Origin of the sequence: Micrococcus sp. APC 4021, assembly GCF_030407635.1 — a bacterium.
In the GTDB taxonomy this organism is placed as follows: domain Bacteria; phylum Actinomycetota; class Actinomycetes; order Actinomycetales; family Micrococcaceae; genus Micrococcus; species Micrococcus luteus.
This window is the reverse complement of the sequence record NZ_JASDCZ010000001.1, coordinates 18,979-34,298: the sequence shown is the minus strand read 5'-3', so window position 1 is coordinate 34,298 and position 15,320 is coordinate 18,979. Positions and strand designations below refer to the sequence as shown.

Here is a 15,320-nt window from a genome sequence, read left to right as displayed (position 1 = left end):
GTCCCTGACGGCCCGCGCCGAGCACCCGACGCCCCGTCCCTCCCTCCGGAGGGGCGGGGCGTCGTCGCGTCCCGGGGGGCTGGCCGTGGGGGAGCGGACGGGACCCGACGGCCGCGCTCAGCGGCGCTCGGAGACCGTCACGGTGAACGTGCGGTCGCGCGCCGTCTGCCGGGTCGGCCCGACGAGGTCCTCCAGCACCGGCCGGTACCGCAGGTGCGAGTTCCAGACGCACCACAGCCGGCCGCCCGGCTCCAGCACCCGCGCCGCGGCCGCCACCAGCCGGTGGGCCACGGAGGGGTCCACGGCGTTGCCGTCGTGGAACGGGGGATTCAGGAGCACGCACTCCTCCGTCCCGTCCGGCCACGTGGTCAGGGCGTCGTCGCGCACGGCCCGGACGCGGTCCGCCACGCGGTTCGCGCGGGCCGTGGCCAGCGTCGAGGCCACCGCCACGGCGGACTGGTCGGTGGCCAGCACGGTGACGTGCGGCCACAGCCGCGCCGCCCCGACCGAGAGCAGCCCGTTGCCGCAGCCCAGGTCCACGACGCGCCCGGGCGGGCGCGGGTCGTCGGCGAGCGAGGCGAGCAGCAGACGGGAGCCCGGGTCGGCGGCGGCACCACCGAAGGCGCCGGCGTGGGCCACCAGATGCAGGCTCCCCACGCCGGGGACGTCGCGGTCGGCCTCCTCCGGTGGCCGGGGGGTCACGCCGGGACGCGGGCCCCGGGCCGTGAGCACGCGCGCCTTGCGGCGGCCCCGTCCGGCGACGACGTCCTCGAAGGCCGCGCCGAGCACCGCGTTCATGCGCGGGCTCATGTGCTTGTCGCGGCCGCCGGCCAGCAGGACCACGCCGGGGTCGGCCGCGGCTGCGACGATCCGGGACAGCCGGTCGAGCTCGTCGAGCGAGCGGGGCAGCGGCAGCAGGACCGTCCGGGCTCCCCGGGCCGCGTCCTCGGGCGTGGCCGTTCGCTCGAGCTCGCCCGCCTCCCCGCCGAGGCGACCGGCGGCGCGCCACGCGGCGAGGTTCGCGTCCAGCGAGCGCTCGGCGGAGGCGTCGTCCTGGTGGACCCGCACGTCGTGGCCGGCCGTGAGCAGGGGCAGGGTCAGGGCGCCGTGTCGGTCCTCCAGGACGGCCACCGGGCCGGGGACGTGCCCGCTCGCGATCCACCCGGCCAGGGTGTCGAGCAGGAGCAGGTCCGCCGCGTCGTGGGCCTGGCGGTCGGGCTCGGGCGGCAGCGGCCACCGATCCAGCGCCGCGAAGTCCACGCCCGCGGTGAGGTCGTCCGGCAGCCCGCCGTGGGCGACATCGGGGGTGACCCCCCGGGGCAGCGGTTCACTCATGGTCCACCCAGTCCTCTCCGATCCGTTCCGCATGCCCCGCGCCGGCCGTGACGTCCGCGAGCCGCTCCGCGAACGCCGCGCGGGCCTCCTCGGTGTCCGGCACGCCGACCGTCAGGCGTACCGCCGCGGCGCCGTAGCTCGCCTCCAGCACGGACACGCCCGCCGCGCGCAGCTCGTTCTCCCACCGGCCGGCGTCGGTGTGGGGCGCCTCCACCGCGAGCAGGGCCAGCCGGGAGCGGGTGCGCAGCGGGGCGGCGTCGAGTGCCCCGGACACCGAGTCCGAGTAGGCGCGCACCAGGCCCCCGGCGCCCAGCTTGATCCCCCCGAACCAGCGCACGACGACGGCGCACACGTCCGTCAGGTCGGTCCGGCCCGGCGCGGTCTCGCGCTGGAGGACGGCCTCGAGCATGGGGACGCCGGCCGTGCCGGCGGGCTCGCCGTCGTCGCTGGAGCGCATCCGGTCCCGGGCGGGGCCGAGGACGAACGCGCTGCACACGTGCCGCGCGTCGTGGTGCCGGCGCCGCAGGACGGCGACCATCTCGCGCGCCTGCGCCTCGTCCTCGACGCGCCCGAGGTAGGTGAGGAAGCGGCTGCGGCGGATCTCCACCTCCCGTTCCAGCCAGCCGTCGGGGTCGCGGGCGGACGCCGGCAGGACCGTGCAGCGCGCGGTCGGGGCGGGGGCGGGATCGGGCATGACCCCACCCTAGGGGCTGGCCGAGGACGGGCACGCCGTCGAGCCCGGACGTGAGCTTCGGTACAGTGGAAGACCGTGCCACCCGGCACCGGCCCACCGGTGAGCGTGCACGCGTGCCGCCGCGGGCCTCCCACGACCCTGTCCCGGGAGACTCATGACTTCCCCGCTCACTCGCCTGCACGACACGTTGGGGCTCCGCACGAGTCCGGCGATCTTCTTCGGCTCGGCCGCCGCGGTCGTGCTCTTCACCGCCGCGATGGGCCTGTTCCCTGGCCCGGTCCAGGCGGCCTTCGGCGTGGTCTCGAGCTGGCTGCGCTACGACGTCGGCTGGATCTACACCCTCAGCCTGACCCTGCTGGTGGCGTTCCTGTTCATCCTCGCCGTGACCCGGTACGGCCGGGTCAAGCTCGGCGACGACGACGCGGTGCCGGAGTACTCCGGCCTGACCTGGTTCGGCATGATGTTCGCCGCCGGCGTCGGCGCGGTGCTGATGTTCTGGGGCATCGCGGAGCCGATGAACCACTACGCCAACCCGCCCATGGCGGGGACGGAGCCGTTCTCCGACCGCGCGGCCTCGGAGGCCATGGCGATCGCGAACTTCCACTTCGGCATCCACATGTGGGCGATCCTGCTCGTCCCGGGCCTGTGCTTCGGCTACTTCACGTACAAGCGCAAGCTGCCCCCGCGCGTGTCCTCCGCCTTCCAGCCCCTCCTCGGCGATCGCATCCACGGCCCCATCGGCAAGACGATCGACATCATCGCCGTGGTCTCCACCGTGTTCGGCCTCGGCGTGTCCGTGGGCCTGGGCGCCCTGCAGATCAACGCGGGCATGAACTACGTGCTGGGCACCCCCGTGGCCGGCTGGGTCCAGGCGCTCATCCTGGCCGTCGTCACCGCCGTGGGCACGGCCTCCGTGCTGGCCGGCATGGACAAGGGCGTCAAGCGGCTGTCCTACGGCAACATCCTGCTGGCGATCGCCCTGCTCGTGTACGTCCTGATGTGGGCCGTCTCCAGCATGGACGTCATCCGCGGCACCGTGCAGGCGATCGGCGAGTACGCCTCCATGCTGCCCGTGCTCTCCACCTACAACGACACGTACAACTCGGGCCAGTGGTCCGGTGACTGGACCGTTTTCTACTGGGCCTGGACCGTGACGTGGGCGCCCTTCGTGGGGATGTTCTTCGCCCGCATCTCACGCGGCCGCACCATCCGCTCCTTCATCATGGCCGGCCTCGGCCTGCCCACGGCGTTCGTCATCATCTGGATGGGCATCTACGGCTACTCCGCGTTCCAGTCGGACCGCGCCACCGCGCCGGCGCCGGGCCAGGGCGGTGACCTCACGCAGACGATCGTCACCGACGGCAACGTCCAGGCCGCCCTGTTCCAGCACCTGCAGGGCACGCCGCTCTACACGGTGGCCGCGGTCGTGGCGCTCGTGGTCATCACGCTGTTCTTCATCACCTCGATCGACTCGGGCGCGCTCGTGATGGACGCGATGGCCAATGGCCACGAGGATGCCGCGCCCCGCCGCCAGTCCGTGTTCTGGGCCGTGTCCATCGGCGCGGTCTGCGCGGCCATCATCCTCACCGCGGGCGAGAACGGCCTGGCGGCGCTGCAGGAGGTCATCATCGTGATCGGCCTGCCCATCCTGCTCATCACCGTCACGCAGGCCGCACTGCTGCTGCAGGCCCTGCGCGAGGACGCGGGTGCCGCGCGGCCCATGCGGACCCGCCAGTGGAAGCAGGTGCTGCCGGTCGAGGAGTACCGCCGCCGCGCCACCGAGGACGGCGTGGACGTCTCGGACTTCGTGATCCGCCCCGAGTTCGAGGTCGGCACCGAGCCGGAGAACGACACGCACACCCCGAAGACGTGGCACCAGCAGCGCATCGACGCGGCCAAGGCCCTCGTCACCGTCGGCCTGACCGGCGGCATCGCCTCGGGCCGCACCGAGGTCGGCGCGGAGCTCGAGCGGCTGGGGGCCGTCGTCGTGGAGTTCGATGACCTGATGGGGGAGATCCTCGTGCCCGGCAGCCCCGTGCTCGAGGAGCTCCGCTCGGTCTTCGGCGACGACATCGTCCGCGCGGACGGCACCCTGGACGCGCGCACCCTCAACCGGCTCACCGCCGAGAGCTCGACCGCCCGGACGCGCATGTACGAGATCGTCGCCCCGGCGGTGCGCGACGAGGCGAACCGCCGGGCTCGCGAGGTCGGCGAGGACTCCGTGCTGGTGGTCGACCTGGCCCTGCTGGCCGAGACCGGCTCCGAGCACGACTTCGACCAGGTGCTGGCCGTCTCTGCTCCCGCCGAGGTGCGTGTCGCCCGGCTCATGGAGTCCCACGACATGACCCGCGAGCAGGCCTGGGCCTTCATCGATGAGGAGGCGGCGGACGAGGAGCGGGCCGAGATCGCGGACACCGTGATCGAGAACGACGGCTCGCTCGAGGACCTGAAGGAGGCCGTCCGGGCATACTGGGAGGCCAAGATCCAGCCTCAGCTCGAGGCTGCCCGAGGAGAGCGCGTATGACCGAGACCGACCCGGTGGCCGAACGGCCGCGCGTCCATGTGGGCCTGACCGGCGGGATCGCCGCCGGCAAGTCCGCGGTGGCCCGTGTCCTGCAGGAGCGTGGCGCGCTCCTGGTGGACTCGGACGCCCTCGCCCGGCTGGTCCTCGAGAAGGGCACCGACGGGCTGGCCGCCGTCCAGGACGAGTTCGGGGACCGCGTCATCACCGCGGACGGTGAGCTCGACCGCGTCGAGATGGCCCGCATCGTCTTCGGGGACGAGGGCGCCCGACAGCGCCTGAACCGCATCGTGCACCCCCGGATCCGGGCTGCGGCCCGGCGCATCGTCGCCGAGGCCGGGCCGGACGCCGTCGTGGTCCAGGACGTGCCGCTGCTGGTGGAGACCGGGCAGGCGGACGCGTTCGACCTCGTGATCGTGGTGGAGGCCCCGCTCGAGGAGCGCCTGCGCCGGATGGTGGAGGACCGCGGCATGAGCCGCGCGGACGCCGAGGCGCGGATCGCGGCCCAGGCCACGGACGAGCAGCGGCGCGCCGTCGCGGACGTGGTCATCGTCAACGACGCCGACCTCGAGCGGCTCGCGTCCGTGGCGAACCAGGTGTGGGACCGGTTCCTCGCCCCCGGCGCGGCTGAGCCCTCGGCGGACTGACCGCCGGGGTGTCCGGGGCGCGACGTAGGGTTCTGCCATGAGCCTGGCCCAGAAGATCAACCGCGTCGTCGCCCCGTTCGAGGTCATCTCCCCCTACCAGCCCTCCGGTGACCAGCCGAAGGCCATCGCCGAGCTCGCCGAGCGCGTGGAGGCGGGGGAGAAGGACGTCGTCCTGATGGGCGCCACCGGCACGGGCAAGTCGGCGACGACGGCGTGGCTCGTCGAGCGCCTCCAGCGGCCCACGCTGGTGATGGTGCAGAACAAGACGCTCGCGGCGCAGCTGGCCAACGAGTTCCGGGAGCTGCTGCCCAACAACGCGGTCGAGTACTTCGTCTCCTACTACGACTACTACCAGCCCGAGGCGTACGTCCCGCAGACGGACACCTTCATCGAGAAGGACTCCTCCATCAACGAGGAGGTCGAGCGGCTGCGCCACTCGGCCACGAACGCGCTGCTGACCCGGCGGGACGTGATCGTGGTGGCCACCGTCTCCTGCATCTACGGCCTCGGCACGCCCGAGGAGTACATCGAGCAGATGGTCACCCTGCGCCGCGGTGCGGAGATGGACCGGGACGTGCTCCTGCGGCGGTTCGTGCAGATGCAGTACGTGCGCAACGACGTCGACTTCCACCGCGGCACCTTCCGGGTGCGGGGGGACACCGTGGAGATCATCCCCATGTACGAGGAGCTCGCGGTGCGCATCGAGTTCTTCGGGGACGAGATCGAGTCCATCCAGACCCTGCACCCGCTCACCGGCCAGGTGGTGCGCGAGGAGGAGGAGATGTACATCTTCCCGGCCTCGCACTACGTGGCCGGCGACGAGCGCATGGGCCGGGCGATCACCACCATCGAGGACGAGCTGCGGGAGCGGCTGCAGGAGCTGGAGTCCCAGGACAAGCTGCTCGAGGCGCAGCGGCTGCGCATGCGCACCACGTACGACCTCGAGATGATGCAGCAGATGGGCTACTGCAACGGCATCGAGAACTACTCGCGCCACATCGACGGCCGTCCCGCCGGCTCCGCCCCGCACTGCCTGCTGGACTACTTCCCGGACGACTTCCTGCTCGTGGTGGACGAGTCCCACGTGACCATCCCGCAGATCGGCGCGATGTACGAGGGGGACATGTCCCGCAAGCGCACCCTCGTGGAGCACGGCTTCCGCCTGCCCTCGGCCATGGACAACCGCCCGCTGAAGTGGGACGAGTTCCTCGAGCGGATCGGGCAGACCGTGTACCTCTCCGCGACGCCGGGCGCCTACGAGCTCGGCCAGGCGGACGGCTACGTCGAGCAGATCATCCGGCCCACCGGGCTGGTGGACCCGCAGGTGGTGGTCAAGCCGACCGAGGGGCAGATCGACGACCTGCTCGAGCAGATCCGCGTGCGCACGGCCAAGGACGAGCGCGTCCTGGTGACCACGCTGACCAAGCGCATGGCCGAGGACCTCACGGACTACCTGCTCGAGGCGGGGGTGAAGGTCGAGTACCTCCACTCGGATGTGGACACGCTGCGCCGCGTGGAGCTGCTGCGGGAGCTGCGCAAGGGCACCTTCGACGTGCTGGTGGGCATCAACCTGCTGCGCGAGGGCCTGGACCTGCCCGAGGTCTCGCTCGTGGCGATCCTGGACGCGGACAAGGAGGGGTTCCTGCGCTCCACCACCTCCCTCATCCAGACCATCGGCCGCGCCGCCCGCAACGTCTCCGGCGAGGTCCACATGTACGCCGACAACGTCACGGACTCCATGCGGCGGGCGATCGAGGAGACCGAGCGGCGCCGGGCCGTGCAGATCGCGTACAACGAGGAGCACGGGATCGACCCCCAGCCGCTGCGCAAGCGCATCGCGGACATCACGGACCAGCTGGCCCGGGAGGACGCGGACACCGCCGACTTCCTCAAGGGCATGGGCGGCGTGAAGTCCGGGTTCGACTTCGGCATGGGCCACCGAGGCCTCAGCTCGCTGGACCGGGACGCGACCACAGGGGAGGGCACCGAGGCTCCGGCGGTGGACCCGGCGTCGCTGCCCGCCAAGGACCTGGCCGATCTGATCGAGCAGATGTCGAAGCAGATGCACCAGGCGGCGGCGGACCTGCAGTTCGAGCTCGCCGCCCGCCTGCGCGACGAGGTCGGCGAGCTCAAGAAGGAGCTGCGGCAGATGAAGCGGGAGCAGTGACCACCCGGCATGATGCCGACCCAGGGTGTTATGAAAACACTGATGAATGTCGTCATATCAGTGATAGTGTGACGCCATGAGCGCAGCACCCCCGGTCGCGGCCGTGATCGCGGACATCGTCGGCTCCCGCGCCCTCCCGGACCGGGAGCGCGCGCAGGAGCAGATCCTGGCCGCCTTCGCGGCCGCGGAACAGGACGTCCCGCCGCTGCGCCCCGCCTGGGCCAGCGTCGGCGACGAGTTCCAGGCGCTGCACCGCACCTGGCCGGACGCGCTCCGGCTGACCGTCCGCGTCACGCTCGCCCTGCCCCCGGGCCTCGACCTGCGCTTCGGGATCGGCCTGGGGCAGCGGCGGGCCCTGGACGCCGGCGGAGACGGCATCGAGGACGGCACGGCCTGGTATCGGGCCCGCGAGGCCGTCGAGCACGCGCACGAGCGGGCCGCCGGCGCCGCGACCGCCTTCCGTGCCGCGGACCCGTCCCTCACCGCCGCCGTGGACGGGCTCGCCCTGCTGCGCGACCACGTCCTCGGCCGGCTCAAGGCCCGCGAACGCCGGATCGCCGCAGCCCTGCTGGGCGGGGCGACCCAGGCGGAGGCCGCACGGGCGGAGCGGATCACGCAGTCCGCGGTGTCGCAGACCGTCGCGCGGTCCGGGATCGGCCGGCTGCTCGAGCTGGACGCCGAGCTCGCCGCCGCGGCGACGGAGGTCGCGCCGTGACCGCCCTCGCACTGCTCGCCCTGGGGCTGCACGACCTGCTCGACGCCGTCCTGCCCGGCGCCTGGCCCGCCCCACGGCGGCGGTGGCTCGCCCGGGCCGGCGCGGCCGTGGCCGCCGTCCTCGCCGCGGTGCTGGTGGCCGTGCTGGCGCCGACCGGCGTGGCCGTCGCGGTGGGCGGCGGCCTGGTGTCCCTCGGCCTGCTGATGGGCTGGACGTGGCTGCACCCGGACCGGCCGCTCGGGGTGGTCGCGGTGGTGGCCGTGGTCGGCCTGGTGGCCGTGCTCGAGTCGACCCTGGCGCCCGCGGGCCTGCGCTCCGCGCCCCCGGCCCTCACGCTGTTGGCGGTGGCGCTGGCCCTGACCGAGACCGGCAACCGGGTCACCCGCGCGGTCCTCGCCCTGGCGGGCCGGCCCGCCGACGGAGGCGACGAGGAGGCGGAGGACCCCGCGGCGGAGCCCACGACCGTGCCGTCCGCCGCGCCCACGGACCCCGCGGCCGACGGCCTGCGCGGCGGCCGCTACATCGGGCCCATGGAGCGGCTGCTCATGGTCGTGCTGGGGCTCGCGCAGGCCTATCCGGTGATCGCGGCCCTGATGGCGGCCAAGGGCATCGTGCGCTTCCCGGAGATCTCGGCGGACCGCGGAGCCGGCTCGCGCGCGGAGGAGTTCCTCATCGGCTCCCTCGCCAGCTGGGGCCTGGCCGCCGCCGGCGCCGTCGTCGTCTGGCTCGCCCTCGGCTTGACCGCCCCCGGCGCAGCCTGAGACCGGGCCCACCCGCATCCGCGCGCGGGGCCGCACCCGTCTAGACTGGCGCGGCCCCCACGAAAGGAACCCCTCCAAGGACGTGCTCTGTCCCGCCTTCGAGACCACGACCCTTGTGGTCCTCGGCGTCATCCTCCTGCTCGACCTGCTGTACGTCGCGCGCCGCCCCCACGAGCCCTCCATGAAGGAGGCCGGCCTGTGGATCGGGTTCTACGTGGCGCTGGCGCTGGTCTTCGCGGGGCTGCTCTTCGCGGGGCTGCTCTTCGCCCTGGGCGATGCGCAGCACGGCACCGAGTTCCTCGCCGGCTGGGTCACCGAGTACAGCCTCAGCGTGGACGACCTGTTCGTGTTCCTCATCATCATGGCCACGTTCCAGGTGCCCCGCCGCTACCAGCAGGAGGTGCTGATGGTGGGCATCATCATCGCGCTGATCGCCCGCGCGGTGTTCATCGCGGTCGGCGCCGTCGCCATCGAGCACCTGACGTGGGAGTTCTACATCTTCGGCGCCTTCCTGCTCTGGACCGCCTGGCAGCAGCTCAAGGACGACGGCGGGGACGAGGAGTCCGAGCCGGGCGTCGTGGCCCGCCTGACCCGCCGCCTCAACGTGGCGCCGGACTACGACGGCAACCGACTGCGCACCACCGTGGACGGCCGGCGCATGTTCACCCCCATGGTGGTCGTGTTCATCACGATCGGCCTGACGGACGTGATGTTCGCGGTGGACTCCATCCCGGCGATCTTCGGCCTCACCCAGAACTGGTTCATCGTCCTGACCGCCAATATCTTCGCCCTCATGGGCCTGCGCCAGCGGGCCCGACGACGCCCCGCTCCGCCCGCCGCGGGTCGGGGCGTCGTCGTGCGACCGGGTAGACTGACCGGCGACGTAGGGGAGTATCCCGAACACTGTGGACGTCAGCACGCCGCGGCCGCCGAGAGCGCGCCGCCGGCCGGACACAGGGGCCCGGGCCGCGGTCGCGGCGGGCGGAGAGACTTGCGGCACCGTCCTGACCCCTGACGCCGAGAGGTGACCCGTGGAAATCAACGGCCTGACCTGGGGCTTGACGATCGCGCTGATCGTCGGGCTCCTCGCGTTCGACTACTTCGCCCATGTCCGCAAGGCGCACACGCCGTCGATCCGGGAGGCCGCGATCTGGTCCGGCGTCTACGTCGGCCTCGCGCTCGTCTTCGGCCTCGTGTTCTTCGCCTTCGGCGACACCCAGCACGCGGTCGAGTACTACACCGGCTACCTGCTGGAGAAGGCGCTCAGCGTCGACAACCTGTTCGTCTTCCTGGTCATCATGGCCAGCTTTCGGGTGCCGCGCGAGTACCAGCAGAAGGTGCTCCTGTTCGGCATCACCTTCGCGCTGATCTCGCGCACCCTGTTCATCCTGCTGGGCGCCGCCGTCATCGCCGCGTGGTCCGACGTGTTCTACCTCTTCGGCCTGTTCCTGCTGATCATCGCCGGCGGCCAGCTCAAGGGCGAGATGTCCGGCGACGCCGAGGGCGCCCAGGACGAGGCGGACAACGTGATGGTCCGCCTGGTCAAGCGGTTCCTGCCCGCCTCCGAGCAGTTCGACGGCGACCGCCTCTTCACGACGGTGGACGGCAAGCGCCTCATGACGCCGATGCTCCTCGTGATGATCGCGATCGGCGCCACGGACATCCTCTTCGCCTTCGACTCCATCCCCGCGATCTTCGGCGTGACCCAGGAGGCGTACATCGTCTTCACCGCCACGGCGTTCTCGCTCATGGGCCTGCGCCAGCTGTACTTCCTGATCGACGGCCTGCTCGACCGCCTCGTTTACCTGGCCTACGGGCTCTCCGCGCTGCTGGCGTTCATCGGCGTGAAGCTGATCCTGCACGCCCTGCACGAGAACAACCTGCCGTTCATCAACGGCGGCGAGAACGTGCCCGTCGTCGAGATCCCCACGACGCTGTCCCTCGTGGTCGTCGTCGTGATCCTGGCGATCACCGTGGCGATCTCCCTGGCCTCGCCGAAGGGCCAGGCCCTGCGGGCGCTGCAGAACGCCGAGAAGTACTCGTACCGGTACTCGAAGCTGCCCGAGGACGCCGACCCGGCCGAGCGCGAGCGCGCCGCCGCCCTGATGGATCGCTGGACGGCCCGGGCCGAGGCCGTGGACCAGCGCTGGCGCGACCAGCTGCTCGAGCACAAGGACGCGTGGTCGGCCATCATCCGCACGGCCCACGAGACCCGGCTCGCCGATCCCCGTGACGACGACGCGCGCGGGGTCTCCGAGCAGATCGTGCGGCAGGACGGGCCCACCGTCTGAGCCGATCACGGCGCCGGGGGAGCCCTCCGCCGGCGCCCGGGCCCCCGGGCCGGTCAGTCGACCGGGTCGGGGGCCGTCGTCGTCCCGGCGCCGTCCGGCGCGGTCATCGCCAGGAGCCGGTCGAGGATCGCCGGCCCGTCGTCGGCGATGCCGTCGTGGTGGAAGGCGCCGGTCTCCCACACCCGCAGGCCGCGGACGCGCCGCGCGGTCTCGATCGAGAGGTCCCGGTCCACGTACACGTCGTCCGCGTAGACGGCGGCGGCCACGGGGACGGTGTTCTGCGCCAGGGAGGCCACGTCGTAGAGCGGGCCCCACTGCGTGCGCTCGGCGAGCAGCCGCGCCGTGCCGGCCAGGGGCCGCAGCCGGGGGTCGACCTCGACGGACCAGGGCATGACGTGTTCGCCCGTGGGCAGCGGGACCGTGGTCGCCTCCGGGTCGAAGTCCGGGTGCTCGGCGAGCATCCGGGACGCCGACCAGCCGGTGTCCGCCCGGCCGCCGGCCAGGTCCGCCGGCTGCGCGTAGATCGCCTCGTGCAGCACGGTGTAGAGCGGGTTGACGAGGCGGTCGTCCTGGTCGGCGACGGCGGCCAGGAACGTCTCGGACAGGCGCGGCGCGGGCCCGGTGCGGTCCACGGCCTCGGCGAGGACCCAGTGCAGGCGGTCCACGCGGGTGTTGCCGCCCAGCAGCATGCCCAGGGCCTGGGCCCGTCCCACGGTGAGCGGCCCGCCGCCGGGCAGGGGGATCGGGGCGCCCGCGTCCTCGGCGGCGCGGATCAGCCCCACGGCCTCCGCCCACGCGTCGCGGTCGGCCGGGTGCCGGTCGAAGAACTCCTCGGCGCGGGCCCGCATCCGGGCGTAGGTGGCCCGGTAGACCCGGTCGGCGTGGCCGGTGAGCGGGGCGAGGCCGCCGGTCACCAGGCTGCGCTGCAGGCCCTCGGGGTGGAAGGAGAGGTAGCTCAGCGTGCAGAACCCGCCGAAGCTCTGGCCCAGCGTGGTCCACGGCCCGGCGCCGAGGGCGAGGCGCAGCATCTCGGCGTCCCGCACGATCGAGGGCGCCCGCAGGTGTACCAGGTGCTCGGCGCGGGCCTCGTCCGTGGCGAAGGCGCCCGGGGCGGTCAGGGTCGCCACGGTGGCCGGGGTCGAGCGCCCCGTGCCGCGCTGGTCCAGCAGCAGCACGCGGTGGCTCTCGGCCAGCGCGCCGAGCCAGCCGCTCAGGCGCGCCGGGCGGGGCCCGGCACTGCCGGGGCCGCCCTGGAGGTACAGGGCCCAGGGACGCTCGCCCCCGGGGTCGTCCTTCGCCCGGATCTCCCGGGCGAAGACGGTCAACGTGCCGCGCCGGTGCGGCCCGACGCCGGTGCCCGCCGCGTCCTGCGCCTCGGCTTCGGCGAGGCCCAGCGCGTGGTCGATCGGCACCGTGAACCAGTGGTCCACCGTGACGGTGCCGTCGTAGAGCTCGGTGCGCTCGCCCACGCGGTGGCGGGCCGGCTCGAGCGGGGCGAAGCCGCGCGGGTCGCCCGCCACGGGCCGTCCTGCCGCCCGGGCGTCCCCGGCGCTCACAGGCCCCACCCGGACTCGGGCGCGCCCACGGAGACCACCCGGATCACGGGGTGGCCCGCCTCGTCGGAGGCGTCCAGGTCGACCACGGCGTTGATCCCGTGGTCCAGGTCCCCGTCGGGGTCCTTCAGGATCTGCCGCACCGCCCACCAGCGCGGGCCGGCCAGCTCCAGCGGGGCGGCGACGTCGGGGGCCGCGGTCACGCGGAACAGCTCGGGGCCGCGCGCGGCGGGGCCGTCGTCGATGTCCTCGTGGTCGTCGAAGTAGGCGTCGAGGGCGTCGGCCCAGTCGTCGGCGGACAGGTCGCCGGACAGGCGCGCGAGCGCCTCGTCCCGCTCGTCGCCGAACAGGCGCACCCGCTGGAACATCGCGTTGCGGACCATCACCCGGAACACGGGCTCGTTGTCCGTCAGGCGAGGCGGCGCCGGCGGCTCGAGCGCCTCCATGTCCCGGCGCAGCTCGTCGATGTCCCCGGCCACCAGGTCCTCCCACTCCTCCAGGAGGGACGAGTCGGTCTGCTTCACCATCTCGTCGAGCCAGTCCAGCAGCACCTGGAGATCCTCGGTGCGGGCCGCCTCGGGCACCGTGTGGCGCAGCGCCTTGACCGCGTCCGTGAGGTAGCGCAGCAGCACGCCCTCGGACCGGGCGATCCCGTAGAACCGCACGTAGTCGCCGAAGCCCATGGCCCGCTCGAACATGTCGCGCACCACGGACTTGGGGGTCAGCTCGAACTCCGCGAGCCACGGGGCGTCCTGCCGGTAGAGCTCGAACTGCTGCTCGAGGAGCTCGGCCAGCGGCCGCGGGTGGGTGATCTCGTCGAGGGCCCGCATGCGGTCGTTGTAGTCCATGCCCTCGGCCTTCATGGCGGCCACGGCCTCGCCCTTGGCGTGCTTGACCTGGGCGGAGAGCACCTGGCGCGGCGGGTCGAGGGTCGCCTCGATCACGGAGACCACGTCGAGCGCGTGGTCGGGATCGGCCGGGTCCAGCAGGTCGAGCGCGGCGAGGGCGAAGGGGGAGAGCGGCTGGTTGAGCGCGAAGTCCGGCTGCAGGTCCACCGTGAGGTCCACGGTGCGGCCCTCGGCGTCCGGCTCGGGCAGACGCTCGACGACGCCCGTGGCCAGCAGCTCCCGGAAGATCCCGAGCGCGCGGCGCATGAGCACCGCCTGGCGGGCCGGGGTCTCGTGGGTGCCGCGCAGCAGGCGCCGGACCGCGATCACCGGGTCGCCGGGCCGGTCGAGGATGTTCAGCAGCATGGAGTGCGTGATCCGCATGCGGGAGACCAGCGGCTCCGGCTCGGCGGAGACGAGGCGCTCGAACGTCGCCGGCCCCCACGAGACGAAGCCGGCCGGCGGGGTCTTGCGCTTGCCGGACTTCACGGACTGCTTCATGCGCTTGGCCCGCTCGGCCTCGTCCTTGACGTTCGCGAACTTCGCCGCGGCCTTGCGCTCGGCCGCCTTGTTCTCGATCACGTGCTCGGGGGCCTGGACCACCACGGTGCCGGAGGTGTCGAAGCCGGCCCGGCCCGCCCGGCCGGCGATCTGGTGGAACTCGCGGGCCTGGAGCAGACGGGTCTTCTCGCCGTCGAACTTGGACAGCGCGGTGAGCAGCACGGTGCGGATCGGCACGTTGATCCCGACGCCGAGCGTGTCCGTGCCGCAGATGACCTTGAGCAGCCCGTCCTGGGCCAGCTTCTCCACGAGGCGGCGGTACTTGGGCAGCATGCCCGCGTGGTGCACGCCGATGCCCGCCCGGACAAGGCGGTTCAGGGTGTGCCCGAAGCCCGCGGAGAAGCGGAAGCCGGCGATCCGCGCGGCGATCGCCTCCTTCTCCTCCCTGGACGTCACCGAGATCGAGGACAGACCCTGGGCCGTCTCCACGGCGTCCAGCTGCGAGAAGTGCACGATGTACACCGGTGCCTGGTGGGTGCTCACGAGCTCCTCGACCTTCTCCTGCAGCGGCACCTCGGACCACTCGAACGTCAGCGGGATGGGGCGCTGCGCGTGGGCGACGACGGCGACCTCGCGCCCGGTGCGCTCGGTCAGGTCCGCCTCGAGGCGGGCGGTGTCGCCGAGGGTGGCCGACATCAGCAGGAACCGGGCCTGCGGCAGCTCGAGGAGGGGCACCTGCCAGGCCCAGCCGCGGGAGGGGTCTGCGTAGTAGTGGAACTCGTCCATCACCACGGTGCCGATCTCCATGCCCGAGCCCTCGCGCAGCGCGCGGTTGGCGAGGATCTCGGCGGTGCAGCAGATGATGGGCGCGTCACCGTTGACGGTGGAGTCGCCCGTGACCATGCCGACGTTCTCCGCGCCGAACACGTCCACCAGCGCGAAGAACTTCTCCGAGACGAGCGCCTTGATCGGCGCCGTGTAATAGGAGACGGCGTCGTGGGCGAGCGCGTCGGCGTGCGCGGCCAGCGCCACCAGGGACTTGCCGGAGCCGGTGGGCGTCGCCAGGATCACGTGCCGGCCCTGGACCAGCTCGAGGGCGGCCTCCTCCTGGGCGGGGTAGAGCGAGATCCCGCGGTCCTCGGTCCAGGCCGCGAAGGCCCCGAAGACGTCGTCGGCGTCCGGGGCCGGCGGGAGCGCGTCGATGCGGTCGGTCAGCGAGGGCGGGTTCGTGGCGGCAGAAGTCATCGC

Annotated in this window: 11 protein-coding genes; 7 read left to right on the top strand and 4 right to left on the bottom strand. The window is 72.9% G+C overall.

Going from position 1 to position 15,320, the window contains the following annotated elements; translation table 11 throughout:
- Positions 1-117: 117 nt before the first annotated feature.
- Together QL983_RS00135 and QL983_RS00130 are read right to left on the bottom strand one after the other, a co-directional pair.
- Positions 118-1,335 carry a methyltransferase gene (locus QL983_RS00135; RefSeq protein ID WP_239074202.1) on the bottom strand — a complete coding sequence of 406 codons (1,218 nt, stop codon included), beginning with the start codon at positions 1,333-1,335 and terminating at the stop codon, positions 118-120.
- On the bottom strand, positions 1,328-2,029 hold the full coding sequence (locus tag QL983_RS00130; protein WP_069941453.1) for a YigZ family protein: 702 nt from the start codon (positions 2,027-2,029) through the stop codon (positions 1,328-1,330). Before QL983_RS00130 ends, QL983_RS00135 begins: the two co-directional genes overlap by 8 nt.
- Before the next feature lie 154 nt (positions 2,030-2,183).
- Between QL983_RS00130 and coaE (QL983_RS00125) the strand changes: the two genes are divergently transcribed.
- The 7 genes from coaE (QL983_RS00125) to QL983_RS00095 all read left to right on the top strand — a co-directional run bounded on the left by coaE (QL983_RS00125) (position 2,184) and on the right by QL983_RS00095 (position 11,131).
- The gene (coaE, locus tag QL983_RS00125) at positions 2,184-4,553 is read left to right on the top strand and encodes a dephospho-CoA kinase (RefSeq protein ID WP_216881324.1); all 2,370 of its coding nucleotides are present in this window, start codon (positions 2,184-2,186) and stop codon (positions 4,551-4,553) included.
- The gene (gene coaE / locus QL983_RS00120) at positions 4,550-5,197 is read left to right on the top strand and encodes a dephospho-CoA kinase (protein WP_036315330.1); all 648 of its coding nucleotides are present in this window, start codon (positions 4,550-4,552) and stop codon (positions 5,195-5,197) included. Before coaE (QL983_RS00125) ends, coaE (QL983_RS00120) begins: the two co-directional genes overlap by 4 nt.
- 37 nt (positions 5,198-5,234) lie before the next feature.
- A complete protein-coding gene (gene uvrB, locus QL983_RS00115) occupies positions 5,235-7,364 on the top strand; it encodes an excinuclease ABC subunit UvrB (RefSeq protein WP_044658957.1) in 2,130 nt (709 codons plus the stop codon).
- A 76-nt stretch (positions 7,365-7,440) separates the two neighbouring features.
- Complete coding sequence (locus tag QL983_RS00110; protein WP_044658956.1) at positions 7,441-8,079, top strand: SatD family protein; 639 nt, start codon at positions 7,441-7,443, stop codon at positions 8,077-8,079.
- Positions 8,076-8,840, top strand: coding sequence for a hypothetical protein (locus tag QL983_RS00105; RefSeq protein WP_122054304.1), 765 nt, complete (start codon positions 8,076-8,078; stop codon positions 8,838-8,840). Before QL983_RS00110 ends, QL983_RS00105 begins: the two co-directional genes overlap by 4 nt.
- 82 nt (positions 8,841-8,922) lie before the next feature.
- Positions 8,923-9,855 (top strand): TerC/Alx family metal homeostasis membrane protein, encoded by a 933-nt coding sequence (locus QL983_RS00100; RefSeq protein WP_049147867.1) that lies wholly within the window; start codon positions 8,923-8,925, stop codon positions 9,853-9,855.
- 16 nt (positions 9,856-9,871) lie between these two features.
- Positions 9,872-11,131, top strand: a complete 1,260-nt coding sequence (locus QL983_RS00095) for a TerC family protein (RefSeq protein ID WP_049147868.1) — start codon at positions 9,872-9,874, stop codon at positions 11,129-11,131.
- A gap of 53 nt (positions 11,132-11,184) precedes the next feature.
- Here QL983_RS00095 and QL983_RS00090 read toward each other — a convergent pair whose 3' ends face one another.
- Together QL983_RS00090 and QL983_RS00085 are read right to left on the bottom strand one after the other, a co-directional pair.
- On the bottom strand, positions 11,185-12,651 hold the full coding sequence (locus tag QL983_RS00090; RefSeq protein WP_049147869.1) for an alpha/beta fold hydrolase: 1,467 nt from the start codon (positions 12,649-12,651) through the stop codon (positions 11,185-11,187).
- 32 nt (positions 12,652-12,683) lie between these two features.
- Positions 12,684-15,317 carry a DEAD/DEAH box helicase gene (locus tag QL983_RS00085; RefSeq protein ID WP_216881326.1) on the bottom strand — a complete coding sequence of 878 codons (2,634 nt, stop codon included), beginning with the start codon at positions 15,315-15,317 and terminating at the stop codon, positions 12,684-12,686.
- Between the last annotated feature and the right edge of the window lie 3 nt (positions 15,318-15,320).

What these genes read in the sequence shown, in the direction of transcription:
- QL983_RS00135 (WP_239074202.1), bottom strand. Translation starts at nt 1,335, where the DNA reads ATGAGTGAACCGCTGCCCCGGGGGGTCACCCCCGATGTCGCCCACGGC.
- QL983_RS00130 (WP_069941453.1), bottom strand. Translation starts at nt 2,029, where the DNA reads ATGCCCGATCCCGCCCCCGCCCCGACCGCGCGCTGCACGGTCCTGCCG.
- coaE (WP_036315330.1), top strand. Translation starts at nt 4,550, where the DNA reads ATGACCGAGACCGACCCGGTGGCCGAACGGCCGCGCGTCCATGTGGGC.
- QL983_RS00110 (WP_044658956.1), top strand. Translation starts at nt 7,441, where the DNA reads ATGAGCGCAGCACCCCCGGTCGCGGCCGTGATCGCGGACATCGTCGGC.
- QL983_RS00085 (WP_216881326.1), bottom strand. Translation starts at nt 15,317, where the DNA reads ATGACTTCTGCCGCCACGAACCCGCCCTCGCTGACCGACCGCATCGAC.
- coaE (WP_216881324.1), top strand. Translation starts at nt 2,184, where the DNA reads ATGACTTCCCCGCTCACTCGCCTGCACGACACGTTGGGGCTCCGCACG.
- uvrB (WP_044658957.1), top strand. Translation starts at nt 5,235, where the DNA reads ATGAGCCTGGCCCAGAAGATCAACCGCGTCGTCGCCCCGTTCGAGGTC.